20 protein-coding genes, 1 tRNA gene and 1 pseudogene are annotated in these 23,564 nt (G+C 71.5%); 10 read left to right on the top strand and 12 right to left on the bottom strand.

Annotated elements, in window-relative coordinates; translation table 11 throughout:
- Positions 1-292 precede the first annotated feature (292 nt).
- Both ACGFX4_RS12510 and ACGFX4_RS12505 read left to right on the top strand, forming a co-directional pair.
- Positions 293-484: a helix-turn-helix domain-containing protein gene (locus tag ACGFX4_RS12510; protein WP_393072465.1), complete on the top strand. Its 192-nt coding sequence runs from the start codon at positions 293-295 to the stop codon at positions 482-484.
- Entirely contained in the window at positions 484-1,626 is a 1,143-nt protein-coding gene (locus ACGFX4_RS12505; protein WP_393072463.1) for a tyrosine-type recombinase/integrase, read from the top strand. Before ACGFX4_RS12510 ends, ACGFX4_RS12505 begins: the two co-directional genes overlap by 1 nt.
- Positions 1,627-1,694: 68 nt before the next feature.
- Here the strand turns inward: ACGFX4_RS12505 and ACGFX4_RS12500 are convergent.
- Positions 1,695-1,769 (bottom strand) — tRNA-Val (locus ACGFX4_RS12500).
- Between the two features lie 274 nt (positions 1,770-2,043).
- On the opposite strand from ACGFX4_RS12500, the gene ACGFX4_RS12495 reads away from it, so the two are divergent.
- From ACGFX4_RS12495 to ACGFX4_RS12485, 3 genes are read left to right on the top strand one after another with little or no spacing between them, the layout of a single operon-like run.
- A complete protein-coding gene (locus ACGFX4_RS12495) occupies positions 2,044-3,222 on the top strand; it encodes a hypothetical protein (protein WP_393072460.1) in 1,179 nt (392 codons plus the stop codon).
- Positions 3,223-3,277: 55 nt separating this feature from the next.
- Positions 3,278-3,757 carry a DUF4442 domain-containing protein gene (locus ACGFX4_RS12490; protein WP_393072458.1) on the top strand — a complete coding sequence of 160 codons (480 nt, stop codon included), beginning with the start codon at positions 3,278-3,280 and terminating at the stop codon, positions 3,755-3,757.
- Positions 3,758-3,770: 13 nt separating this feature from the next.
- Positions 3,771-3,989, top strand: coding sequence for a zinc ribbon domain-containing protein (locus tag ACGFX4_RS12485; protein ID WP_393072456.1), 219 nt, complete (start codon positions 3,771-3,773; stop codon positions 3,987-3,989).
- A gap of 20 nt (positions 3,990-4,009) precedes the next feature.
- Here the strand turns inward: ACGFX4_RS12485 and ACGFX4_RS12480 are convergent, their stop codons facing one another.
- From ACGFX4_RS12480 to ACGFX4_RS12470, 3 genes and pseudogenes are all read right to left on the bottom strand, one after another.
- Positions 4,010-4,849: an HAD family hydrolase gene (locus tag ACGFX4_RS12480; RefSeq protein ID WP_393072454.1), complete on the bottom strand. Its 840-nt coding sequence runs from the start codon at positions 4,847-4,849 to the stop codon at positions 4,010-4,012.
- A 2-nt stretch (positions 4,850-4,851) separates the two neighbouring features.
- Positions 4,852-7,378, bottom strand: a pseudogene (locus tag ACGFX4_RS12475) (phosphoribosyltransferase).
- A 106-nt stretch (positions 7,379-7,484) separates the two neighbouring features.
- Positions 7,485-8,660, bottom strand: a complete 1,176-nt coding sequence (locus ACGFX4_RS12470) for an HpcH/HpaI aldolase/citrate lyase family protein (RefSeq protein ID WP_393072452.1) — start codon at positions 8,658-8,660, stop codon at positions 7,485-7,487.
- 287 nt (positions 8,661-8,947) lie between these two features.
- Here ACGFX4_RS12470 and ACGFX4_RS12465 point away from each other — a divergent pair, with 287 nt between their 5' ends.
- Both ACGFX4_RS12465 and ACGFX4_RS12460 read left to right on the top strand, forming a co-directional pair.
- Complete coding sequence (locus tag ACGFX4_RS12465) at positions 8,948-9,859, top strand: TerD family protein (protein ID WP_393072450.1); 912 nt, start codon at positions 8,948-8,950, stop codon at positions 9,857-9,859.
- Between the two features lie 109 nt (positions 9,860-9,968).
- Positions 9,969-10,577, top strand: coding sequence for a hypothetical protein (locus tag ACGFX4_RS12460; RefSeq protein ID WP_393072448.1), 609 nt, complete (start codon positions 9,969-9,971; stop codon positions 10,575-10,577).
- A 3-nt stretch (positions 10,578-10,580) separates the two neighbouring features.
- On the opposite strand, the gene ACGFX4_RS12455 is transcribed toward ACGFX4_RS12460, so the two are convergent.
- Positions 10,581-11,315, bottom strand: a complete 735-nt coding sequence (locus ACGFX4_RS12455; RefSeq protein ID WP_393072446.1) for a Tellurium resistance — start codon at positions 11,313-11,315, stop codon at positions 10,581-10,583.
- A gap of 239 nt (positions 11,316-11,554) precedes the next feature.
- On the opposite strand from ACGFX4_RS12455, the gene ACGFX4_RS12450 reads away from it, so the two are divergent.
- A complete protein-coding gene (locus ACGFX4_RS12450) occupies positions 11,555-12,676 on the top strand; it encodes a DUF2637 domain-containing protein (protein WP_393072806.1) in 1,122 nt (373 codons plus the stop codon).
- Between the two features lie 84 nt (positions 12,677-12,760).
- Here the strand turns inward: ACGFX4_RS12450 and ACGFX4_RS12445 are convergent, their stop codons facing one another.
- From ACGFX4_RS12445 to ACGFX4_RS12425, 5 genes are all read right to left on the bottom strand, one after another.
- Positions 12,761-13,846, bottom strand: a complete 1,086-nt coding sequence (locus ACGFX4_RS12445) for a DUF475 domain-containing protein (protein WP_393072444.1) — start codon at positions 13,844-13,846, stop codon at positions 12,761-12,763.
- 41 nt (positions 13,847-13,887) lie between these two features.
- The gene (locus ACGFX4_RS12440; protein WP_393072442.1) at positions 13,888-14,463 is read right to left on the bottom strand and encodes a TerD family protein; all 576 of its coding nucleotides are present in this window, start codon (positions 14,461-14,463) and stop codon (positions 13,888-13,890) included.
- Between the two features lie 221 nt (positions 14,464-14,684).
- On the bottom strand, positions 14,685-15,260 hold the full coding sequence (locus tag ACGFX4_RS12435; protein ID WP_393072440.1) for a TerD family protein: 576 nt from the start codon (positions 15,258-15,260) through the stop codon (positions 14,685-14,687).
- Between the two features lie 153 nt (positions 15,261-15,413).
- Complete coding sequence (locus ACGFX4_RS12430) at positions 15,414-15,872, bottom strand: peroxiredoxin (RefSeq protein ID WP_393072438.1); 459 nt, start codon at positions 15,870-15,872, stop codon at positions 15,414-15,416.
- A gap of 222 nt (positions 15,873-16,094) precedes the next feature.
- Positions 16,095-16,538, bottom strand: coding sequence for a DUF3052 domain-containing protein (locus tag ACGFX4_RS12425; RefSeq protein WP_393072436.1), 444 nt, complete (start codon positions 16,536-16,538; stop codon positions 16,095-16,097).
- Between the two features lie 467 nt (positions 16,539-17,005).
- On the opposite strand from ACGFX4_RS12425, the gene aceE reads away from it, so the two are divergent.
- A complete protein-coding gene (gene aceE, locus ACGFX4_RS12420) occupies positions 17,006-19,756 on the top strand; it encodes a pyruvate dehydrogenase (acetyl-transferring), homodimeric type (RefSeq protein WP_393072434.1) in 2,751 nt (916 codons plus the stop codon).
- 63 nt (positions 19,757-19,819) lie between these two features.
- On the opposite strand, the gene ACGFX4_RS12415 is transcribed toward aceE, so the two are convergent.
- Positions 19,820-21,652: a serine/threonine-protein kinase gene (locus tag ACGFX4_RS12415; RefSeq protein WP_393072431.1), complete on the bottom strand. Its 1,833-nt coding sequence runs from the start codon at positions 21,650-21,652 to the stop codon at positions 19,820-19,822.
- Between the two features lie 73 nt (positions 21,653-21,725).
- Here ACGFX4_RS12415 and ACGFX4_RS12410 point away from each other — a divergent pair, with 73 nt between their 5' ends.
- Positions 21,726-21,902, top strand: a complete 177-nt coding sequence (locus ACGFX4_RS12410; protein WP_393072428.1) for a hypothetical protein — start codon at positions 21,726-21,728, stop codon at positions 21,900-21,902.
- Positions 21,903-21,966: 64 nt separating this feature from the next.
- Here ACGFX4_RS12410 and ACGFX4_RS12405 read toward each other — a convergent pair whose 3' ends face one another.
- Positions 21,967-23,553 (bottom strand): MFS transporter, encoded by a 1,587-nt coding sequence (locus ACGFX4_RS12405; RefSeq protein ID WP_393072426.1) that lies wholly within the window; start codon positions 23,551-23,553, stop codon positions 21,967-21,969.
- Positions 23,554-23,564: the final 11 nt, after the last annotated feature.

Below are 23,564 nucleotides of genomic sequence, written 5' to 3'. Positions count from 1 at the left end.
CGGAAAACGGACCCTGACCTGCCGGAAAGGGGGTGACGCAGACGGACAGCTCTGCGTCATTCCTGCGTCACCCGCGTCACCGGACTACGTCGCGGTGACGCAGCCGGGTGACGCACGGGTGACACAGGCCCCACCACCACGCCACGCAAAACCGCAGATCAGGGCCGACGAATGACGCTGGCGTCGCGGTGACGCAGAAATCCCCACCTCGGACACATGCGCACCGCGAGCAGCACGGTCGCCCCACCTCCAGCCTCTTCGACCCTCGCCCAGCACCGGGAAGGACCGCCCCTTGGCCACCGCCGTCCCCGAAGTCCTCACCGTTCCCGAGGTCATGGCCGCCCTGCGGATGAGCCGCAGCAAGGTCTACGACCTCATCCGCTCGAAGAAGCTCGCCACCTTCACCGAGGGCCGCTGCCGGCGCATCGCCGTCGACAGCTTGGCCGACTACATCCGCAGCAAGACTGAGGAGAACCGCTACTGATGGCCCGTAAGAACCCGAACGGCGCGGGAAGCATCTGGCAGCGCAAGGACGGCCGCTACGAGGGGCGCGTGTACGTCCCGCAGCCCGACGGCACCCGCAAGCGCAAGACCGTGTACGGCGAAACCTGGGAGGAGTGCGACACCAAGCGGCAGGAACTTGTGAGGCGCGACCGAGCGGGCATCCCCACCCCGACCCGGTCGCAGAAGCTCTCCGAGTGGCTTCCCTACTGGCTGGAGGAGTTCATCCGGCCGCAGCGCAAGAAGACCACGTACGCCAAGTACGAGACCCACGTCAGGCTCTACCTGGCCCCGCTCCTTGGCACGAAGCGCCTGGAGTCTCTGGGCGTCGCCGACGTACGCCGGTTCATCGGCACGATGACGCAGCGGGCATCGGCCGCCACAGCGAAGGAGTCCCACCGCGTGCTGCGTACGGCCCTGACGGCCGCGTGCCGCGAGGAACTGATCAGCCGGAACGTGGCCGCCTTGGTCCCGGCGCCTCGGGTGGAGGTGCGTGAGATGAAGACGTGGACGCTGGACCAGACGATCGCCTTCCTGGAGGCAGCTCGCCCGGACCCGCTGTACACGGCGTTCGTGCTGGCGATCACGTTGGGCCTGCGGCGCGGCGAGATCCTGGGGCTGCGCTGGAGCGACATCGATCTGGACCATCGCACGCTGACCGTCCGGAACCAGCTCCAGCGCGTGCAGAAGGAGCTGTATGCCGACAGCACGAAGAACCGGCGGACGCGGGTGATCCCGCTGCCGACGATGTGCATCGCCCCACTTCGCTGGCGGCGCCTTCAGCAGGCTCAGCAGCGTGAGGCTGCGGCGGCCGGCTGGGAGGACACCGGGTACGTGTTCACCACGCGGACGGGCCGACCGATCGAGCCCCGGAACCTCAGCCGCTCGTTCGAGCGCGTCGGCGCCGAGGCAGGCCTGCCGCGCATCCGTCTGCACGACACCCGGCACGGCTGCGCGACGATCCTCTTCGCCGCCGGCGTCGCTCCGCGAGTGGTCATGGAGATCCTGGGGCACTCCCAGATCGCCGTCACGATGAACGTCTACACGCACGTCTCGGAGGACACCCGGCGCGAAGCCCTCGGGCACATGGACCGGCTGCTGAAGCGGCGCCGCAGTACGGGCTGACATCAGCCGTTGCCGTCAAAAACTGCAGTCAAAAGCCCCGCAGCGTGATCGCTGCGGGGCTTCTTGGCTGGTGGGCGCAGACGGTTTCGAACCGCCGACATCTGCTTTGTAAGAGCAGCGCTCTACCGCTGAGCTATGCGCCCCCATCGTGCTGGGCCGCCAGGGGCGGTCGCACGACGAGAGGACAGACTACCTGGTCCGGCGCCCCGCGTGCCGCTTCCGTTCGGAGGGGCGTGGGAGGTCGCGCGTGGGAGGGGTGACGGGCGGGAACCGTGATCGGCAAGAATGGCGTTGGATCGGGTGTGGCCGAGCAGGGCCGAGCGGAGCAGGGAGCGCGGTGTGAGGGTGGCCGGCGGTGGCGGCGGCGGGTGGGGTGGCTGGGGGCGCCGGCGGGACGGGGCGCGCGCGGAGGCGCGGGTGGCCCGGGATGCCGCGCAGGAGGCGTTCTACGAGCTGGACTCGGCGCAGCGTGATGCCCTGCTGGCGGTGGAGACGGTGAAGTCGGCGGGTGAGCCGGCGACCGCGGCGCGGTCGGAGGCGGAGTTCCGGCAGTTGTCGGCGCGGATCGACGAGACGACGGTCGCGTACATCGCGGCGCTGGACGCGCAGGACCTCGACGACGAGGAGCTCGACCCGAATCTGGTCTGGCAGGCGAAGCAGGGGCTGGACCAGGCGAAGCGCGATCTGGACGCCCGCCGGGGGGACGTGGCGACGTTCCTGGAGCGGCTGGGGCCGGTGCTGGAGCATGCGGAGTCGCAGCTGATCCGGGTGACCCCGGCGGTGGAGCGGGCGAAGCAGGCGCTGCTGGGTGCGACGACGGCGCTGGAGGGGGCCCGGGGCGCGGGGCTGAAGGCGGACGAGCTGGCGCGGAGCCTGGCGGAGCTGGCGCCGGAGCTGACCCGGTTGAACCAGGGCGTGTCGCAGCACGGCGTCCCGGCGACGTTGCAGCGGGCGGAGGACGTGGCGCGCCGGGCGGAGGTGATCCGCGGGGAGGCGGAGCACCTGCCGGAGCGGGCGCGGGAGCTGGACCGCCGGGTGGCGAGTCTGCGGACGCGGATCCAGGCGCTGGAGACGCGGTCGGAGACGGTGGAGCCGGCGTTGAGCGAGTTGCGGCGGCGGTTCAGTCTGGCGTGCTGGCAGGACCTGCAGCAGGTGCCGGCGCAGACGACGGCGGCGGTGCGGGCGGCCCGGGTGAAGCTGACGGAGGCGGTGTCGGCGCGGGACGCGCAGCGCTGGGCGGACGCGACGGCGGCGCTGGGGACGGTGCGGGCGCTGCTGGAGACGGCCGAGGGGTCGGTGACGGCGGTGAACGATCGGCTGCGCCGGTTGAACGAGGTGCAGCACGATCCGCACCAGGAGATCGACCGGGCCCGGTTCGCACTGCGGGACGCGCAGCGGTTGGCGATGACGGGGCGGCAGACGCCGGATCCGCGGCACGCGGCGCCGCTGGACGCGGCGGTGGCCCGGCTGGACCGGGCGGTGGCGTCGTTGGAGGACGCGGGCCGGCACCCGGACTACTGGCATTTCCTGACCGAGCTGGCGGGGGTGCGGGAGACGGCGGCCGAGGTGGTCGCGATGATCCGCGGCACGCACTGACATCCGCCACCCCCGGACATTACCCGCGAGTAACTTAGCTGCTAGGCTCGGCGCCATGGCACGCAAGCGCACGATCACCCCCGCCGCCTTCCGGCGCGGGATCAACTTCTGGCCGCCGTTCCTGTTCGCCGGGATCCGGGTGCTGTCGGTGGGCGAGGGCTACCGCTCGGCCCGGGTGCGGCTCCGGCTCGGCCGGCTGAACCGCAACTGGGTGGGCACCCACTTCGGCGGGTCGATCTTCGCGATGACGGACCCGTTCTGGATGCTGCTGGTGATGCAGAACCTCGGCCCGGGCTACGTGGTCTGGGACAGCGCCGGCGAGATCGACTTCGTCTCCCCCGGCCGCGGCGACATCTTCGCCGACTTCGAGCTGACCGACGACCGGCTGGCGGAGATCCGCGAGCTGACCGCCGACGGCAAGAAGGCGCTGGTCTGGTTCCACACCGAGGTGCTGGCGGCGGACGGCACGGTGGTCGCCCGGGTCCGCAAGCAGATCTACGTCCGGCAGAAGCCGAAGAAGGCGACCGCGGAGTAGGTACGCTGCGACCATGCCTCGCTACGACTTCCGCTGCCGCTCCTGCGGCGCCACGTTCGAACTCCGCCGCGCCATGGCCCAGGCCAACGACCCGGCGGTCTGCCCGGAGGGCCACGCCGACACGGTGAAGCTGCTGTCCGCCGTCGCGGTCACCGGAAGCGGCACCGCCGCCCCCAGGCCGGCGGGCGGCGGGGGCGGCGGGGGCTGCTGCGGTGGCGGCTGCTGCGGCTGACCCGGCAGCAACCGAAGGGCTCAGACCGAGACGGACGCGGCGGAGCGGACCCGGGCCAGCATCTGCCGGACGATCTCCTCGCCCGCCGCGACCCCGATCTGGTCGAGCGCCGTGACGTCGGGCGCGGTCCACCCGGTCTCGGCGAGTTCGCCGTGGCCGGGCCGCCAGCCGTGGTCGGCGGCCAGCAGCAGGTCGGCGTCGAGCAGGGAGTCGCCGGCGCTGAGCACGGTGCGGGCGCCGGTGCGCCGGGCCACCTCGGCCAGGCCCGCGCTCTTGCTGAGCGGCGCGGGGACGGCGTACACCTTGCGGCCCTGGAGCGAGATGGTGAAGCCGCGCTCGGCGCACCAGCCGGTCAGGTCGGTGATCCAGCCCTCGGGCAGCTCGGCGCGCTCGACCACCAGGTAGGCGAAGAGGTCGTCGGCGACCTTGCGCTTGTGGGTCCACTCGGGGTCGGCGACGATCGCGAGGTGCTCGACCACCTCGCGCAGCGGCGCGCTCTCGGCGGCGAGCCGTTCGCGGATCCCGTTCTGCCAGTCGACGTCCGGGACGCCGTCGACCAGCAGGTGTCCGCCGTTGGCGCAGACCGCGTACGGGGGGACCCAGCCGGGCGTCGGACCGGGCAGGTTGACCCGCTCGTACTGGGTGCGGGTGCGGGTGGTGACGGGCACGACGTACGCGAGGCCGGTCAGTTCGACCAGCAGCTCGGCGGCGGCCTCCGTCATGAAGGAGAGCGCCTTGCCGTCGTGCACCTCCACCGAGAGCAGCCGTGGCGCCAGCCGGTCCGGCACGTCCAGGGCCAGGGCCCGGTTCGAGTAGATCAGCGTGCGGTCGAGGTCGCTGGCGACCAGGGCGTGCTTCAAGATCAACCCTTCTCTGTCTCAACATCAGTACTGACGGCGGTGCCGTCGGCGCCGGTGGCACCGCGGGTGTAGCGCGGGTGGATCAGGCCGACGCAGGAGTACGGCAGGTCGTCGACGTCCTCGACCGGGACGCCGCGCTGGGCGGCGAGCAGGCGGACGTGGTCCAGGTCGGCGCCGGCGCCGCGGCGGGCGAGGATCCGCCAGGGGACGCGGCGCAGCAGGACCCGGGTGGTCTCGCCGACGCCGGGCTTGACCAGGTTGACGCTGTCGATGCCGTACTCGGTGCTGATCCGCTCGACGGCGGCCCAGCCCTCCCAGGTGGGGGTGCGGTCCTCGGCGGCGAGCCGGTCGGCCTCGGCGGCGACGGCCTCGCGGACGGCGGGGAAGCGGGCGGCGATGGCGTCGACGAACTCGGCGGAGACGTCGGCACCGGCCAGCTCGCGGTAGAACTTGGCGCCGTGGAACTCGTCCGGGCCGATCAGGTCGTCGCGCAGCACGGTGCGCGAGACCAGGCCGGAGACGGTGGAGTTGAGGCAGGCGGAGGGGATCAGGAAGTCGTCCCGGGTGCCGTAGGTGCGCACGCAGCCGCCGGGGTCGGCGAGCACCGCGAGCTCGGGGTCGAAGCCGGTGCCGGCCAGCGCCTCGGCGAGCTCGCGGGTGATCGCGCCCTTGCCGGTCCAACCGTCGACGAAGACCACCGAGGCGGGGTCGTGGTGGGCGGCGAGGTAGCGCAGCGCGACCTGGTCGATGCCGCGGCCGCGGACGATCGAGACGGTGTAGTGCGGCGCGTCGACGCCGTGCGCGAACTTCAGCCAGCGGCGGATCAGGATGCCGACGGGGGTGCCGGCCCGGGCAAGCGAGGCGAGCACCAGGCCGCGGCCGCGCTCGCGCAGCAGCAGTTCGGCGACGGCGCCGACGGCGAGCGCGATCCGGTCGGCGGAGGCGTCCAGCGCGGTGTGGAACAGCGCCTGGTACTCGGGGCTGGGCTGGTACTCCACCGGCAGCGACTCGGCGTAGTGCGCGCCGCCGGACTGGACGGCCTCCTCGCGCTCCTCGGTGGGCGCCTCCAGGGCGACCTCCGAGAGGTCCTTGAGCAGCCAGGTGACGTCCGCGGCGGAGTAGGAGGAGAACGCCGGACCGTACAGCGGACGTGCTGCGGGGGGCGAGGAGAGCGTTTCGGTGGTCATGCCGGCCTTCGGTGGGGGTACGCGGGACTCATGGTCGGGCAGGGGGGCGTCAGGCGGGTGTCGCCGCGCGGTACGAGGGGAGAACGGCGAGCACCACCTGGTCGGTGACCCGGCGCAGCGCGGGCAGCAGGGCCCGCTCGCCGTCGTGCAGGGCGGGGGTGTCGGCGGGGGCGTCGACGACCAGCACGATCGCGTCGAAGCGGCGGCGGGGGTCGGTGCCGGGGGCGACGTTGTACGCGAAGCGGTCGACGGAGGCGTCGGCCGGGTCGTCGTGGGCGGCGAACTCCAGCCGGGTGCGGATCGCGTACCCGGGGTCGTCGACGGCGAGGACCGGCGAGCGGGTGGTGGTGGAGAAGCGGACCCGCTCGCCGCCGAGGTGCCCGTCCAGGGCCTGGGCGAGGCGCAGCGGGGCGTACATCAGCTCTTCGAAGCCGAGCACCAGCACCCGGTCGGCGCCGGGCGCCAGCTCGGCGGCGATCGCCTCGGCGGCCGCGGGCAGCACGGTCTCCAGCCGCTCGCGGTGGGCGGGGGTGAAGCCGTGCCGGCCGCCGTCGGGCAGGTCGGCGGGCCAGTCCAGGGCGGCCCGGACCACGGGCGCGAGCGGGCCGTCCACCGGCGGGGCGGCGGGTGCGGCGGCGATCAGCGCCTGGGCACGGGCCAGCGCGTCGGCGGGCAGGTCGACGCCGCCGGACGCGGTGGCGACCACGTCGAGGCGGGCGCCGAGCTCGGCAGCCGTCTTCGCGAGCTGCTCGCGGTCGGCGTCGGTGCGCAGGTCGACCAGGGCGACCACCACGTAGTGGGCGCGCGGCCGGTCGGCGTGCAGGGCACGGATGGTGTTGAGCACCGTCCGCCCGGTGGAGAACTCGTCGTCGACCAGGACCAGCGGGCCGTCCCCGGCGAGGAAGGCCGGGTCCTCGGGCAGCAGCAGGTGCGAGGTGGCGTGCGAGTGCTCCTCCTCGAAACCGCCGACCGGGGCGATGCCGGCCACCGGGCGGCGGGTGGAGTGCAGGTAGGGCGCGCCGAGCGCGTCGGCGACGCTGTGGCCGAGCGCGGTCGCGGTCTCCGCGTAGCCGAGCACCACGGCCCGGCCGGCCTGCTCGTCGCCGAGCAGCTCGGCGACCTTGCGGCCGAGGTCGAGCCCGGCGCCGTGCACCACCACCGGGCGCTGCGGGACGTGCTTGCCGAGCACCCGGGAGACCAGCAGGTGGGCCCGCCGGGGGTTCTGGCGCAGGGCGAGGCCGATCAGCCCGGGCAGCTCCGGCGAGCCGGTGAGCCGCAGGTCGAGCCGGTCGGTGACCCATTGGCCGGTCCAGGTCTCGGCGTCGGCGGTCGGTGCGGTCAACGGGGGTCCTGCTTTCGGTGCGAGGTCGTACGAGCGGTGCGGGCGGTACAAAGCGCCACAGGTGATGCTGGTGATGCTGGTGATGCTGGTGATGCAGGGTCCGAGGCTACGGGCAGAGGCAGGCGGAGAGCAGTTCGGCGAAGCTGACGTCCTCGCGGGCGACGCCGAACACCTCGGCGCGCAGCAGCACCCGCTCCGCCCAAGCACGGTGCGGCTTCGCCTCGTTCATCTTGTTGGTGTACGAGGAGCGCAGCACCCCGCCGCCGTCCTGGTGCTGCTGCAGGATGTCCTGCGCGTCGGAGTACTCCTCGTGGGTGACCACGGAGAGCGCGTGCACGGCGGGCACGTGGCTGGGGTGGATGCAGGTCTTGCCGAGCAGGCCGTTGGCCCGGTCGAGCTCGATCTCGCGGATCAGGCCGTCCAGGTCGTGCGCGATGATCCGCTGGCGCAGCCCGTCGGCGGGCGGGCTCGCCTCGGCGAACGGGGTGCGGCGCAGCTGCGGCTTGAACATCCGCTCCTGCACCGGGAAGTACTCCCAGACCGGGCCGGTCACCGTGTACCCGGTGCCGTCGGCGCGGCCCAGCACGTTGACCACGTCGCCGATCACCCCGGCGACCAGTGCCACGTCGTAGGCGGTCAGGTCGGGCGAGCGGCGCAGCCCGTACGCGGAGCACAGGTCGGTGACGCCGAGTCGGACGGCGAGGATCCGGCCGCGGTGCTTGTCGAGCACCCGGGCGATGCCGAAGAGCTGGTCGCGGCGGCTCTCCAGGTGGGCGAGCTCGGGGGACTCCAGCACCGGCATGGCGAACAGCCGGCGCCCGGTGCGCTCCTCGGCGGCGGTCAGCGCCTCCAGGAAGACCCCGCCGCTCTCCTCGGTGAACTTGGGCAGGACGAAGCCGGTGAGCAGCCGGATCGCCGGGCCGAGCCGGACGGCCAGGTCGGTGATCTGCTCGGCGGCGCGGACCCGGACGAACAGCAGCGGCAGCTCGGTGCCGGGGGCGTCGGCGGCCAGCTCGCCGAGCTGGGCGACCAGGTTCGCCTCGGCAGCCGGCACCTCGTGGTCGGCGATGGCGTCCTCCAGGCAGAGCACCATGGAGACCACGCCGCGGGCCGACTGCTTCCGGATGTCCTGGGCCAGCCCGGGCCGAGTGGCGGGGCTGTACAGGGTGGCGCCGAGCGCGGTGGAGAGGACGGCCGCGTCGCTCTCGCGGTCGAAGGCGACGGGCTGCTTCAGGAAGAGTCGGCTGCGGACATCGTCCGAAAGGTGGCCGAAGTGGCGCAAAATTGCTCTCCCACGGGGGTCGGGTGGCGGCCCGCCGGTGGGCGGGGACGGCTGACGTCTCGACAGAAGGGACGGGCAACGCGGTCGGAAAGTTCGCGTGTTCCGCAACGATCGAGGTGGGAATGGTGGTACCCAGCCGTTGGGCGCTTATCGTACGGTCAGATGAGGGGTGCGACAGTCCCTGAAACATCGAATTCTTCGAAGGTTGCCGTCCGCTTCACAAAGCCTCCCGGGACGGGCACACCCGCGTTGTCCCGACGGGCCGCGAAGCGGCAGGATGGTGAACCATGACGCACGTGATGGCGAAGGGCGCCAACATCCCGCTGACGGCCACCGCCGTCCGTGCCGTTCTGCGCTGGACCGCCACGCCCGGCACCCCCGACGTGGACGCCTCGGCGCTGCTCCTCGGCAGTGACGGCCGGGTCCGTTCGGACACCGACTTCGTCTTCTACAACCAGCCCCGGCACCCCTCCGGCGTGGTCCGGCACCTGGCCAAGCAGAGCGGCGGCGGCGAGGTCTGGGACGCAGTCGAGGTCGAGCTCACCAAGCTGCCCGCCGACGTGGAGAGCGTGGTGCTCGCCGGCTCCGCCGAGGGCGGATCCTTCCCCTCGGTGGGCGGGCTGCGGGTGCTGCTGTACGACGCCGCCACGGCCGACAGCGGCGCGGCGCTCGCCGAGTTCCCGGTGCTCGACACCGGCGACGTGACCGCGCTGGTCGCCGCCGAGCTGTACCGGCGGGCCGGCGGCTGGAAGTTCCGCGCCATCGGCCAGGGCTACGACAGCGGCCTCAGCGGCCTCGCCACCGACTACGGCATCGCGGTCGAGGACGACACCGTCACCCACCACCCCGAGCCCGGCCCGACCCCGGCGCCCGGCGGGGAGGAGGAGCCGGACACCTACACCCTCGCCCCGGCCGCCCCCACCAACGCGCCGCTCCCGCCGCCGCCCACCACGCCCCCGCCGGTCCCCCAGCCGCAGGCGCAGCCGCAACCCCAGGCCCAGCCGCAGCCCGGCTACGGCTACCCGCAGCCCCAGCACCAGCCCTCCGCCTACGGCTACCCGCAGCCGCAGGCCCAGCCGCAGCCGCAGCCCGGGTACGGCTACCCGCCGCCGCAGCCCCAGGCACAGCCCCAGGCGCAGCCGCAGGCCCGGCCGCCGTTCGCCCTGCCCCCGCAGGGCCCGCAGTTCCAGCCGCGGTAGCCCGCGCCGCCCCCGTCCACCCCTCGCACGCCCCCGATCCGGTCGGCCGGCAACGGCTACGATGCGCGCCGAACGACCGGACCCTGGGGAGGACTTGCGAATGTTCTGGGTGGGACTTCTGTTGTGCGCACTGGTGGGCGTGGAGCTCGGCGGCATCGTCGCGGGGATCATGAGCACGGACACCGCCACCGGGGTGGTGCTGACCGTGGTCGGCGCGAACCTCGCGCCGTGGACGGCCATGGGCGGCTTCGTGCTGCTGTACCGCGGCCGCCGCCGCGCGCCCGAGGTCAAGCAGGCGCCGCCCCGGCTGGAGCCGGCGGTGGCCCGGATCGAGTCCTCACGGGCGGTGGGCGAGGGCCCGGACATCCCGCTCAGTCTGGACCTCACCGTCGCCCCCGCGGACGCCCCCGCCTACCGGGCCGAGGCCACCGCGGTGGTGAACCTGATGGACCTGGACGACTTCCGGGTCGGCCGCACCGTGGTCGTCGACCACGACCCGCTGCGCCCCTGGGACGTCCGGGTGCGGACCAGGCCGGACGGCGAGTGGGCCGGGCGGCTGGCGGTCGCCAGGATCGACACCGCGCCGCCGGAGAGCCGGCGGACCGAACCGCCGCGCCCGGCCGGGGCCGCCGGCCCGACCGGCACCGCCCGGATCGGCATGGTCGCGATCGCCGCCGGCGCCGTGTTCTCGCTGGTGCCGTTCCACGGCTACTACTGAGCGTCAGCGGGGGTTCTTGAAGCCCCGCTCCCACTGCATGCCGAAGCCGTACAGCCGGTCGAGGTCCGACTGGAAGCCGTGCACGTAGCGGACCTCGCGTCGGACCGTCAGCTGGCCGTCGCCCGAGTTCTCGATCAGCACCACCGCGCAGGAGCGCGCCTCCGGCGCCCGCTCGTCGAGCTTGATCTCGATCCGCGGCCCACTCTGCGGCACGATCGTCACCGTCGCGTGCGTCCGGTCGAACGCGGGGGTGTCGTCGTAGATGTAGACGAAGATCAGCAGCCGCCGGAACTGGTCCTTCTTCTCCAGGTTGACGTACATCGTCTCGCCGGACGGCGCTCCGTACACGTCGTCGCCGCTGAGCTTGATGAACGGCGGCTTGTTGAGGTCGCCGAGAAGGTTGCCGAGCGGCTGCACCACGCCCCGGCTGCCGTCGGCCAGTTCGTACAGGCACGCCAGGTCGAGGTCCACGTTGACCGGGCTCTGGGTCAGGTTGTCGGGCGACAGCGGCCGCAGGATCCGCGGGTCGAAGAACCGCCGCAGCGGCCCCGCCACGGCGCCCCCGCTCTCGGCCGAGCGCGTCGACCAGTGCAGGTTGACGTACAGGTAGCCGGTGGTGGCCGCGGCGCCGGTGATGGCGAACTGCGGCTGCTTCTTGGTGAGCGTGATCTGGAACGGGCTGCCCCCCGAATCGGGACTGTTCCGCTCACCCTTCAGGAACCCCCACACCGAGACCATCGTGTCCCCACCTCTCCCCCATCCCCCGACCGTCGGCACCGTCCGTCATACCCAGCGCACGGCCCGTGAGTCAACGTCAGCCGGCAAGCCCGTCGCGCTGGCAGAGGGATCATCACTCCCGTACGATGCCTGCTCCTCGGACGCGATATCGTCTCTCCGCACAGGTGTCCCCCTTGCGTCACCACGGCACCTTCGTCTCCGTCTCCCCTGCCCTGCGGAAAGCCGAGGCCCTCCCCGCGATGAACCTGTCCTCCATACAGCTGGTCTGGGCCGTAGTCGGCGGCGCAGCCCTGCTGTTCACCGCCATCCTGGTGGCCTTCCTGCGTTTCAAGAACAACAGTGCCGAGGAGAGCGCCGACTCCTGGGAGCGCTCCGAGGAGCGCCGCCGCCGCAAGGAGGCCATCTACGGCGGTGCCTCGTACGTGCTGCTGTTCTGCTGCGCCGGCGTCGCAGCCGCGCTGTCCTTCCACGGCCTGGTCGGCTTCGGCCAGCAGAACCTGAACCTGTCCGGCGGCTGGGAGTACCTGGTCCCGTTCGGTCTCGACGGCGCGGCCATGTTCTGCTCCGTCCTCGCGGTCCGCGAGGCCAGCCACGGTGACGCGGCGCTCGGCTCCCGCCTGCTGGTGTGGCTGTTCGCGGTCGCCTCGGCCTGGTTCAACTGGGTGCACGCGCCGCGCGGCGGTGCGCACGACGGCGCCCCGCAGTTCTTCGCCGGCATGTCGATCTCGGCGGCCGTCCTGTTCGACCGGGCGCTGAAGCAGACCCGCCGCGCCGCGCTGCGCGAGCAGGGCCTGATCCCGCGTCCGCTGCCGCAGATCCGCATCGTCCGCTGGCTGCGCGCCCCGCGCGAGACCTACGCGGCCTGGTCCCTGATGCTGCTGGAGAACGTCCGCAGCCTGGACGAGGCGGTCGAGGAGGTCCGCGAGGAGCGCCAGGCCAAGCAGGACGCCAAGGTGCGCGCCCGCAGCGCCGACCGCCGCGAGCGGGCCGAGCTGAAGGCGATCGCCCGTCAAGGCGGCATGCTGGCCCGGGCCCGCCACGCCCGCCAGGTCCCGGCGCTCACCTCCGGTGACGCGCAGCCCGTTACGGAGCCTGCCCTAGCCCCGGAGGAGCAGACCGACCGCTCCGGCCCGTCCGCCCTGGAGCCGGCCGCGCTGAACGCCGGCCGCCGGCCGGTCGCCGCGGTGGGCAGCTCCACCGGCTCGTCCTACTCCTCGTCGACGGGGTCCTCGTACTCCTCGTCGACCGGTTCGTCGTACTCCTCGTCGATCGACCTGTCCTCGGACGACGACACCCTCTCGATGCCGAAGCTGGACTCGCTGGAGCGCAAGCTCCGCGCCATCGAGCAGCAGCTCGGCTGACCCGAACAGCGCGAAGGCCCCGCACCTCCGAGGAGGTGCGGGGCCTTTTCGTGTCGTACCGGGTCGGCCGCCCGGCGCCGGGCGTCAGCCGGAGGAGGTAGAGCCTTCCAGCGTCTGCTCCTTGCGGTTGCGCATCACCGAGGAGAACAGCGCCGCGCCGATGAAGGCGACGCCGATCAGGCCGGTGACGATCTCCGGGATGTGGTACTCGATGGAGGCCAGCAGGATCAGCGCCAGGGCGCCGATCGCGTAGTGCGCGCCGTGCTCCAGGTACACGTAGTCGTCCAGGGTGCCCTTGCGGACCAGGAAGACGGTGAGCGAGCGGATGTACATCGCGCCGATGCCCAGGCCCAGGGTGATCTGGAAGATGTCCTGGGAGATCGCGAACGCGCCGACCACGCCGTCGAAGGAGAAGGACGCGTCGAGGACCTCGAGGTACATGAACAGGAAGAACGCGGCCTTGCCGCCGACCTGGACGATCGACTTGCCGGACTTCTCGGCCTCCTCCTCGGCCTCCTCCTGCGCCTCCAGGCCGGACTCGAAGACGCTGGAGAGGCCGTTGACCGCGAGGTAGGTGGCGAGGCCGCAGAGGCCGGCCAGCAGGACGGTCTCGGCGTGCTCACCGGCGAACAGGCGCGAGGAGACGGCCAGCACGACCAGCGCGATCACCGAGGAGAGCGCGTCCAGCTTGCCGATCTTCTCCAGCGGCTTCTCGATCCAGCGCAGCCAGTTGAAGTCCTTCTCCTCGAAGATGAAGTCGAGGAAGATCATCAGCAGGAAGATGCCACCGAAGGCCGCGATGGCCGGGTTGGCGTCCTCCAGGTACTGCGCGTACGTCATGCCGTTGTACGTCATGCTGGAGTCGAGCGCCAGGTCGATCACGGTGCCCGGGCTGAGGTGCGCGGTCAGGCCCACCACCAGCAGCGGGAAGATCAGGCGCATGCCGAAGACGGCGATCAGCACACCGACGGTCAGAAAGATCTTCTGCCAGAACGGGTTCATCCGCTTGAGGACGGTGGCGTTGACGACGGCGTTGTCGAAGGAGAGGGAGATCTCGAGGATCGAGAGGATCAGGACGACGCCGAACCCTTCGGCCCCCCAGATCAGGCCTGCGGCGATCAGGCCGGCGATCGTGATGGCGAAGGACCATCCGAATGTGCGGAAGAACACGGGGTCAGTTACCTTTCGAATTACTGGAGTTGACCAATTCTTTACTGTACGTTGACGCCGAAGTCGAGAGCGATCCCGCGCAGGCCGGAGGCGTAGCCCTGGCCCACCGCGCGGAACTTCCACTCCCCCTGGTACCGGTACAGCTCACCGAAGATCATGGCCGTCTCGGTGGAGGCGTCCTCCGAGAGGTCGTAACGGGCGATCTCCTGCCCGTCGGCCAGGTTCACCACGCGGATGTAGGCGTTGGAGACCTGGCCGAAGTTCTGCAGCCGGGCGTCGGCGTCGTAGATCGACACCGCGAAGACGACCTTGTCGATCTGGGCCGGCACCAGGTCCAGGTAGACCTGCACCACCTCGTCGTCGCCGTCGCCGTCACCCGTCAGGTTGTCGCCCTGGTGCTCGACCGAACCCTCGGGGCTCTTCAGGTTGTTGTAGAAGACGAAGTACTCGTCGCCGAGCACCCGGCCGCTGGCGCACAGCAGCGCGCTGGCGTCGAGGTCGAACGCGGCGCCGGTGGTCGAGCGGGCGTCCCAGCCCAGGCCGATCTGCACCTGGGTCAGGTTCGGCGCGGCCTTGGTCAGCGAGACGTTGCCGCCCTTGGCGAGCGTGACACTCATTGGACTTCCTCCCAGCTCCCGTCTCCGGGGCTCCCCTTGAACCGCGCCCCGGTCCGACGTACCCCAGAAGGTCTACGCCCCCCGGGCCGTCCGCAGCGCTGCGCGGCCACCTGAACTTCCTGAACTCCGCGCCCCTCGGGGCGCGCCAACACGCCGGGGCCGGCGGAAGCTGCTCGCTTCCGCCGGCCCCGGCGCCAAGACTATGCAATAGCCCTCTGGGCTCAGACGTTGACTCCGAAGTCCTGCGCGATGCCGCGCAGGCCGGAGGCGTAGCCCTGGCCGATGGCGCGGAACTTCCACTCCTCGCCGTTGCGGTAGAGCTCGCCGAAGACCATGGCGGTCTCGGTGGAGGCGTCCTCGGAGAGGTCGTAACGGGCGATCTCGGCGCCGCCGGCCTGGTTCACCACGCGGATGAAGGCGTTGCGGACCTGGCCGAAGTTCTGCTGGCGGTTCTCGGCGTCGTAGATCGAGACCGGGAAGACGATCTTCGCCACGTCGGCCGGGACGCCGGCCAGGTTGACCTTGACCTGCTCGTCGTCGCCCTCGCCCTCACCGGTGAGGTTGTCACCGGTGTGCTCGACCGAGCCGTCCTGGCTCTTCAGGTTGTTGAAGAAGACGAAGTCCGCGTCCGAACGGACCTTGCCCTGCTCCGTGCAGAGCAGGGCGCTCGCGTCCAGGTCGAAGTCGGTGCCGGTGGTGGACCGGACGTCCCACCCGAGACCGACGATCACCGCGGTGAGGCCGGGGGCCTCCTTGGTGAGCGAGACATTGCCGCCCTTGCTCAGGCTGACACCCACGTGGTCCTCCCAGAATCGGATTCCTGATCCATCAACGGCCCGATCGTAGTGCCGGGTTCCCGCAGGCGGCAGCCTTCGGCCCGGCGTGGCCGTGCGAATTCACGGCGACGCCGGGCCGAACGGGAGCGCCGGCCCGCCGGGTGGAGGCAGGTGTCAGAGCGCGCCGACGGCGGCCAGGTACTCCTGGGTGTCACGGGCGTCCGGCAGGCCGTTCACGACCGACCAGCGCACCACGCCGTCCTTGTCGATGACGAAGGTGCCGCGCACGGCGCAGCCCTTGTCGTCGTTGAAGACGCCGTACTTGCGGGAGATGTCGCCGTGCGGCCAGAAGTCCGACAGCAGCGGGTACTCCAGGCCCTGCTGCTCGGCGAAGATGCGCAGGGTGAACGGGGAGTCGTTGGAGACCGCCAGGACCTGCACGTCGTCGTTCTGCAGGCGCGGGAGCTCCTTCTGGATCTCGCAGACCTCGCCGGTGCAGACGCCGGTGAAGGCGAACGGGTAGAAGACCAGGACGACGTTCTTCTCGCCGCGGTAGTCCGAGAGCTTGACGGACTCGCCGTGCTGGTTCTTCAGCTCGAAGTCCGGAGCCGCGCTGCCGACCTCAATGGTCATGGTGGGAGACCTTCCTCGACGGGTTGTGGGCCCTGCATCCTCGCATCCGATCGGGTGGTTTCCGCCGTTCGGGTGAGGGCTACCGGCTGGAAGGGGGCCTGTTTCGCCCTGGGTGAACAAGGTCACCGGAGGCACCTACAGCCCGCCCCGGGGAACGCGAAGGCCCCGCTGGAGGAAGCTCCAGCGGGGCCTTCGGCGAAGCGGTCCGTGAGACCGGCGCGCTCAGCGCTGCTTGGGTCGGGCAGTCTGCGCCTTGGGGGTGGCCAGGCGGGTGCCCGCCCACTCCTGGGCGATCGCGACCGAGCTGGTCTGCGAGAGGCCGGCGGTCTTGGCCGCGTCGGCGATCTCGTGCGCCTCGACGTACCCGTCACGACCCTTCTTCGGGGTCAGCAGCCAGATCAGGCCGCCCTCCGCCAGGTACTCCAGCGCGTCGACCAGGGCATCGGTGAGATCCCCGTCCTCCTCGCGGTGCCACAGCAGGACGCCGTCTGCGACGTCGTCGTAGTCCTCGTCGACGAGCTCACCGCCAGTGACCTCCTCCACGCCTTCGCGGAGTTCCTGGTCACAGTCATCGTCGTACCCGAGCTCCTGGATGATCTGGCCTTCTTCGAAGCCCAGACGAGCTGCCGGGTTGGACTTGTCCGCGGGGTCCGCGGTCGCGCTCACGGGATTGACCTCCAGTATTCGGCTCGGCGTCCATGCCGAGGCTGTGGCCGTAGTCCACACGGGACCGGCGGTTCGCGCAAGTACCCGACCCCCGATCCCACCCAAAGGTTGACGTGTCGCGGGGGGACACGCCGACCGGTGTGTCACGGATCACACCACTTTGCCCTTCTCTGTACGGACCCAGCATGCTTCGCCGGGGACCGGTCCGCAGCGCGTGCGAGCCCTGAACAGGTGACCGAGATGCGAACGGCATTCGGGGGAGGAGCGGGTGCGGGCGTAGAGTCTCCTGTTGGCCCTCATCCCGACCGGCCGCCATCGTTCGGTCGGGGTCCAAGGTCGGACCACCTCCTGACCGGGGCACCTCACCAGGTGCAACGGTTACCGATCGGTAGAGATGACGGATCTCCGAGCGCGGTAGCACGATGGAGGCGGCGCGACACATTTTCGACCGACAGTGAAGGAACAGCGTGGCTTCCGGATCCGATCGCAACCCGATCATCATTGGCGGCCTCCCGAGCCAGGTCCCGGACTTCGATCCCGAGGAGACCGCGGAGTGGCTGGAGTCGCTTGACGCTGCCATCGACGAGCGGGGGCGCGAGCGTGCGCGCTACCTGATGCTGCGGCTGATCGAGCGCGCCCGTGAGAAGCGTGTCGCCGTGCCCGAGATGCGCAGCACGGACTACGTCAACACCATCGCGACCAAGGACGAGCCGTTCTTCCCCGGCAACGAGGAGATCGAGCGCAAGATCCTCAACGCGACCCGCTGGAACGCGGCCGTTATGGTCTCCCGCGCCCAGCGCCCCGGCATCGGCGTCGGCGGCCACATCGCCACCTTCGCCTCGTCCGCGTCGCTCTACGACGTGGGCTTCAACTACTTCTTCCGCGGCAAGGACGCCGAGGGCGAGAGCGGCGACCAGATCTTCTTCCAGGGTCACGCCTCCCCCGGCATCTACGCCCGCGCCTTCCTGCTGGACCGACTGAGCGAGACCCAGCTCGACGCGTTCCGCCAGGAGAAGTCGAAGGCCCCCTACGGCCTGTCCAGCTACCCGCACCCGCGGCTGATGCCGGACTTCTGGGAGTTCCCGACCGTCTCCATGGGCCTCGGCCCGCTCGGCGCGATCTACCAGGCCCGGATGAACCGGTACCTGGAGCACCGCGGCATCAAGGACACCTCCGACTCGCACGTGTACGCCTTCCTGGGCGACGGCGAGATGGACGAGCCGGAGTCGCTCGGCCAGCTGTCCCTGGCCGCCCGCGAGGGCCTGGACAACCTGACCTTCGTGGTCAACTGCAACCTGCAGCGCCTCGACGGCCCGGTCCGCGGCAACGGCAAGATCATCCAGGAGCTGGAGTCGCAGTTCCGCGGCGCCGGCTGGAACGTGATCAAGCTGGTCTGGGACCGCTCCTGGGACCCGCTGCTCGCGCAGGACCGCGACGGCGTCCTGGTCAACAAGCTGAACACCACGGTGGACGGCCAGTTCCAGACCTACGCGACCGAGACCGGCGCGTACATCCGCGACCACTTCTTCGGCGGCGACCTGCGGCTGCGCCAGATGGTCGAGAACATGACCGACCACCAGATCCAGCACCTGGGTCGCGGCGGCCACGACCACAAGAAGATCTACGCCGCGTTCAAGGCCGCCCGCGAGCACAAGGGCCAGCCGACGGTCATCCTCGCCCAGACGGTCAAGGGCTGGACGCTGGGCCCCAACTTCGAGGGCCGCAACGCCACCCACCAGATGAAGAAGCTGACGGTCGAGGACCTGAAGCGCTTCCGCGACCGGCTGCACCTGCCGATCACCGACAAGCAGCTGGACGAGGGCTACCCGCCCTACTACCACCCGGGCCGCAACTCGGAAGAGATCCAGTACATGCACGACCGCCGCTCCGAGCTGGGCGGCTACGTGCCGACCCGCAAGGTGCGCCCGCGCAAGCTGGAGCTCCCCGGCGACGACGCGTACAAGGCGGTCAAGAAGGGCTCCGGCCAGCAGACCATCGCCACCACCATGGCGTTCGTCCGCGTGCTCAAGGACCTGATGCGGGACAAGGGCATCGGCAACCGCTTCGTGCCGATCGCGCCCGACGAGTACCGCACCTTCGGCATGGACTCGCTCTTCCCGTCCGCCAAGATCTACAACCCGCTCGGCCAGACCTACGAGTCGGTCGACCGCGAGCTGCTGCTGGCGTACAAGGAGTCCCCGACCGGCCAGATGCTGCACGACGGCATCTCCGAGGCCGGCTGCACCGCCTCGCTGATCGCCGCCGGTTCGTCCTACGCGACGCACGGCGAGCCGCTGATCCCGGTCTACGTCTTCTACTCGATGTTCGGGTTCCAGCGCACCGGCGACCAGTTCTGGCAGATGGCCGACCAGCTGGCCCGCGGCTTCGTCATCGGCGCCACCGCCGGTCGCACCACGCTGACCGGTGAGGGCCTGCAGCACGCCGACGGCCACTCGCACCTGCTCGCCTCGACCAACCCGGGCGTCGTCGCGTACGACCCCGCGTACGGCTACGAGATCGCGCACATCATGCAGGACGGCATCCGCCGGATGTACGGCAGCTCCGCCGAACACCCGAACGGCGAGGACGTCTTCTACTACATCACCGTCTACAACGAGCCGATCAAGATGCCGGCCGAGCCGGAGGGCGTCGACGTCGACGGCATCCTGCGCGGCATCTACAAGCTCCGCGACGGTGACGCGGGCCAGATCCCGGCGCAGATCCTGGCGTCCGGCGTCTCGGTGCCGTGGGCCCTGGAGGCGCAGCGGATCCTCGCCGAGGAGTGGAACGTCAAGGCGGACGTCTGGTCGGCGACCTCCTGGAACGAGCTCCGCCGCGACGCCGTCGAGGCGGAGGAGTTCAACCTGCTGCACCCGGAGGAGCCGCAGCGCGTCCCGTACGTGACGCAGAAGCTCTCCGGCGCGGAGGGTCCGTTCGTCGCGGTGTCCGACTGGATGCGCGCGGTGCCGGACCAGATCTCCCGCTGGGTTCCGGGCCAGTACCAGTCGCTCGGTGCCGACGGCTTCGGCTTCGCCGACACCCGCGGTGCGGCGCGTCGCTTCTTCCACATCGACGCGCAGTCGGTCGTGCTCGGCGTGCTCACCGAGCTCGCCAAGCAGGGCAAGATCGACCGCAGCCTGCTGAAGGCGGCCATCGACCGCTACCAGCTGCTCGACGTGGCCGCCGCCCACCCGGGCGCGGCGGGCGGCGACGCCTGATCGTCACGCTGACCGAGGGCCGGACTCCCGACGGGAGTCCGGCCCTCGGGCTTTCTCCGGCGGTTACTTCACCGTGAAGCTGTTGAGGACGGTGACCAGGCGCTGCTGGGTGGAGGTCCAGTCGGACTCCGGTCCGGAGAGGTAGATCGCGTACTCGGTGCCGCTGGTGGCGATGAACGCCTGGTCGACGGCGTGCCGGGTGCCCTGCTTCGGGTCGGTCCAGGTGAACTCCCACGCCGCGCCGGGACGGCCCTGGTAGGTGTCGGCCGCCAGCAGGATCCGCTGGTAGTCCGGGTAGGTGCTGACGGTCTGCTCCAGCTCCAGGAAGTGCTCCTCGGAGGTCTTGGTGGCCCCCGGGGTCACCCCGAAGCGCAGCAGGTGGACGCCGCCGTCCGGGCTGTAGTCGATCTGGCCGTTGTTCTCCGAGCGGGTCCAGCCCTGCGGCACGGCGACCCGGAAGCCCGCCGGGTCGTCCACCCAGCGGTAGCCGGCCGGCGCCGCGGTCGAGCCGGAAGCGGCCGCGGTCGATGACGGGGCCGTGGTGACGGTCCGGGTGGAGGTCGCGGTGGCGGTGGCCGTGCTCGGCTCCGGTGTGGGGGTCGGCGTCGGGCTCGGCGACACGTACGTGTCGGTGGGGCTGCTCGGGGCGACCACGGCGGCCTCGCCGCCGCCGTCGGAGCCGCCGCCCACCATCGCGAAGGTCACGCCGCCCGCGACCAGCACGGCCGCGATCGCACCGCCGACGATCAGCAGCTTCCGGCGGTGCGCGCCGCCGTCGGCCGCGGAGGGCGGTAACGGCGGGGTGGTGGGCGGCCCGGGCGGCGTCTGCCCGCCGTACGCCGCCGGGACGGCGGCCGCCGGCAGGGGCGACACCGGGGTCGGGGGCGTCGGCGGTGACGGCACCGGGGTCGGGGGCGTCGCGGGCGTCAGCGGCGGCGGCCCCGGCGTCGGGGCCGGTGGGGTGTGCGGGGGCGGCAGCGGCGGGACCGGGGTCGGCGGGGTGGTGCTGGTGGGCTCGCCCTCGTCGGGGCGGGCGACCGCCGTCGGCGGGTGCGGCAGGGTGGCGCCGGTGGACCCGGTGGCGACCTCGTGCAGCAGCAGGCGGGCCTCCTCGGCGGTGGGTCGCTCGGCCGGGTCCTTGCGCAGCAGCGCCTCGATCACCGGCGTGAGCCGGCCCGCGTACCGGGGCTCGGGCAGCGGCTCGCTGATCACCGCCTGGAGGGTGGACATGGTGGTGGTGCGGTGGAACGGGGACTGGCCCTCGACCGCCGCGTAGAGCGTCGCGCCCAGCGACCACAGGTCGGACTCGGGGCCGGGACGGTGGCCGGTGATCCGCTCGGGGGCCACATAGTCCGGCGAGCCGACGATGTCCCCGGTACGGGTCAGCCCGGGCGAGCCGGCCAGCACCGCGATGCCGAAGTCGGTGAGGACGACCCTCCCACCGCGTTCCAGCAGCACGTTGGCGGGCTTCACGTCGCGGTGCAGCACCCCGTGCCGGTGCGCCTGGTCGAGGGCGGCCAGCACCTGCTCGCCGACCCGGGCGGCGTCCCGCGGGATCAGGGTTCCCTCGGTGGCGATCACATCGGCGAGAGACTGGCCGTCGATCAGCTCCATCACGATCCACGGCCGGCCGTCCTGCTCCAGCACGTCATGGACGGTGATCACGCCCGGATGGTGGACCTGGGCCGCGGCCCGGGCCTCCTGGAGCATCCGGGAGTGCAGCGTGGGCAGTTCGCTCTCGGGGACGCCGCTGACGCTGAGCTCCTTGACCGCGACCCGGCGGGCCAGCTTCACGTCCTCGGCGAGCCAGACGGTACCCATGCCGCCCCGGCCGATCCGCTCCAGCAGCCGGTAGCGTCCGGCGATCACCTGTTGGTCGTCGTCCTGAGAGCCCATGACGTTCCCGCAATCTGGTGACACCCCTGCTCCCAGTCTCACCCCGCAGGCGGGGCGCGCGCAGAATCAGGGCATGCGCGAGGACATCATCGCCCGGGCCGAATTCCTGCTGACCGAGGTCCGGCTGACGCCGGAGGCGGCGCAGCTGCGGCTGAAGGACTACTTCCCGGAGCTGGAGCTGGAGGAGCGGGTCCGCTTCGTCCACGAGGCGGCCGAGCTGGTCGCCGAGACGCTGCGCCGGCTGAACTGAGCGTCCGGGGAAAACGCCACCGCCGACCGGGGGTTCCGGTCGGCGGTGGGTCGGGCCGCGTCGGTCAGATGTGCACGGCCGGGCCGGCGTCGTTGGCGCCGCGCTTGGTGAGCAGGCCGAGGCCGGCGGCGATGAAGGCGACGACCGCGGCGACCACGAAGGCCAGCGACATGCCGCTGACGAACGAGGTGTGGACGGCGTCGGCAACCGGCTGGACCAGGTCGGCCGGCAGGCCCTCCTTCGGCGCGATGCCGAGCTGGGCGGCCTGCTTGAACCCCTCGGCCTGGGCCGGGTCCAGCTGGGTCAGGCCTGCCTCGGCGAGGTTGCCGGGGAGGACGTCGGTGACCTTGGCGGCCATCACCGCGCCGAGCACGGCGGTGCCGAGGCTGCCGCCGACCTGCATCGCGGCCTGCTGCAGGCCGCCGGCCACGCCGGACAGCTCCAGCGGGGCGTTGCCGACGATGACCTCGGTGGCGCCGACCATGACGGGGCTGAGGCCGAGGCCCATCAGCACGAACCAGAGCGCCATCACGCCGTTGCCGGAGTCGGTCTCCAGGGTGGACATGCCGAGCATCGCGGCGGTGGTGAAGAGCATGCCGGCCACGATCGGGATGCGCGGGCCGATCTTGCCGATGGCGAAGCCGGCCACCGGCGCGCCGACGATCATCATGGCGGTCATCGGCAGCAGGTGGACGCCGGCGTCGACCGGCGACATGCCGTGCACGTTCTGCAGGTAGAAGGTCACGAAGAAGACGCCGCCGAAGAAGGCGAACGCCATCAGCACCATCAGCAGGGTGCCCGCCGACAGCGGCACCGAGCGGAACAGGCTGAGCGGGATCAGCGGCTCTTTGGCCTTGGTCTGCCAGAAGGCGAAGGCCACCATGGCGAGCACCGCGCCGCCGAGGAAGAGCAGGGTGGCCGGGTCGCCCCAGCCCCAGGTCGGGGCCTTGATGATGCCCCAGACCAGCATGAACATCGCCCCGGAGAGCAGCACGATGCCCGGGATGTCGAAGGACTTGGCGGCGTTCTCGGCGCGCACGTCCTTGAGGATCAGCAGGCCGAGCGCGACGGCGACCAGGCCGACCGGGACGTTGATGAAGAACACCGACTCCCAGCTGACGTGCTCGACCAGCAGGCCGCCGACGATCGGGCCGGCGGCGGTCGAGGCGCCGATGACGCCGCCCCAGATGCCGATCGCCATGTTCAGCTTGTCCGCCGGGAAGGCGCCGCGCAGCAGGCCGAGGGCGGCGGGCTGGAGCAGCGCGCCGAACAGGCCCTGGAGCACGCGGAACAGGATGACCTGCTGGATCGAGCCGGCGAAGCCGATCGCGGCGGAGGTGACGGCGAAGCCGGCCGCGCCGACCAGGAAGGTCGACTTGTGGCCGAACCGGTCGCCGATCTTGCCGGCGGTGATCAGGAAGACCGCGAGGGCCAGCAGGTAGCCGCTGGTGACCCACTGGATGTCGGCCGGCGAGGCGCCGAGGTCGGCCTGGATGACCGGGTTGGCGATGGCGACCACGGTGCCGTCGAGGGCGACCATCATGACGCCGACGGCGACGGTGAGCAGCGTCAGCCAGGGGTGTCCCTTGAGGCTGCCCCGGGGTCCGGGCGGTGCGGCCGCCTTCTCCGAGTCGAGTACGGACTGGCTCATGGCTGGGCCTT

This window comes from Kitasatospora sp. NPDC048365 (assembly GCF_043200835.1).
GTDB classification, from domain to species: Bacteria; Actinomycetota; Actinomycetes; order Streptomycetales; family Streptomycetaceae; genus Kitasatospora; species Kitasatospora terrestris.
The sequence above is the reverse complement of the archived record's forward strand: the minus strand, read 5'-3'. Positions and strand labels throughout refer to the sequence as shown.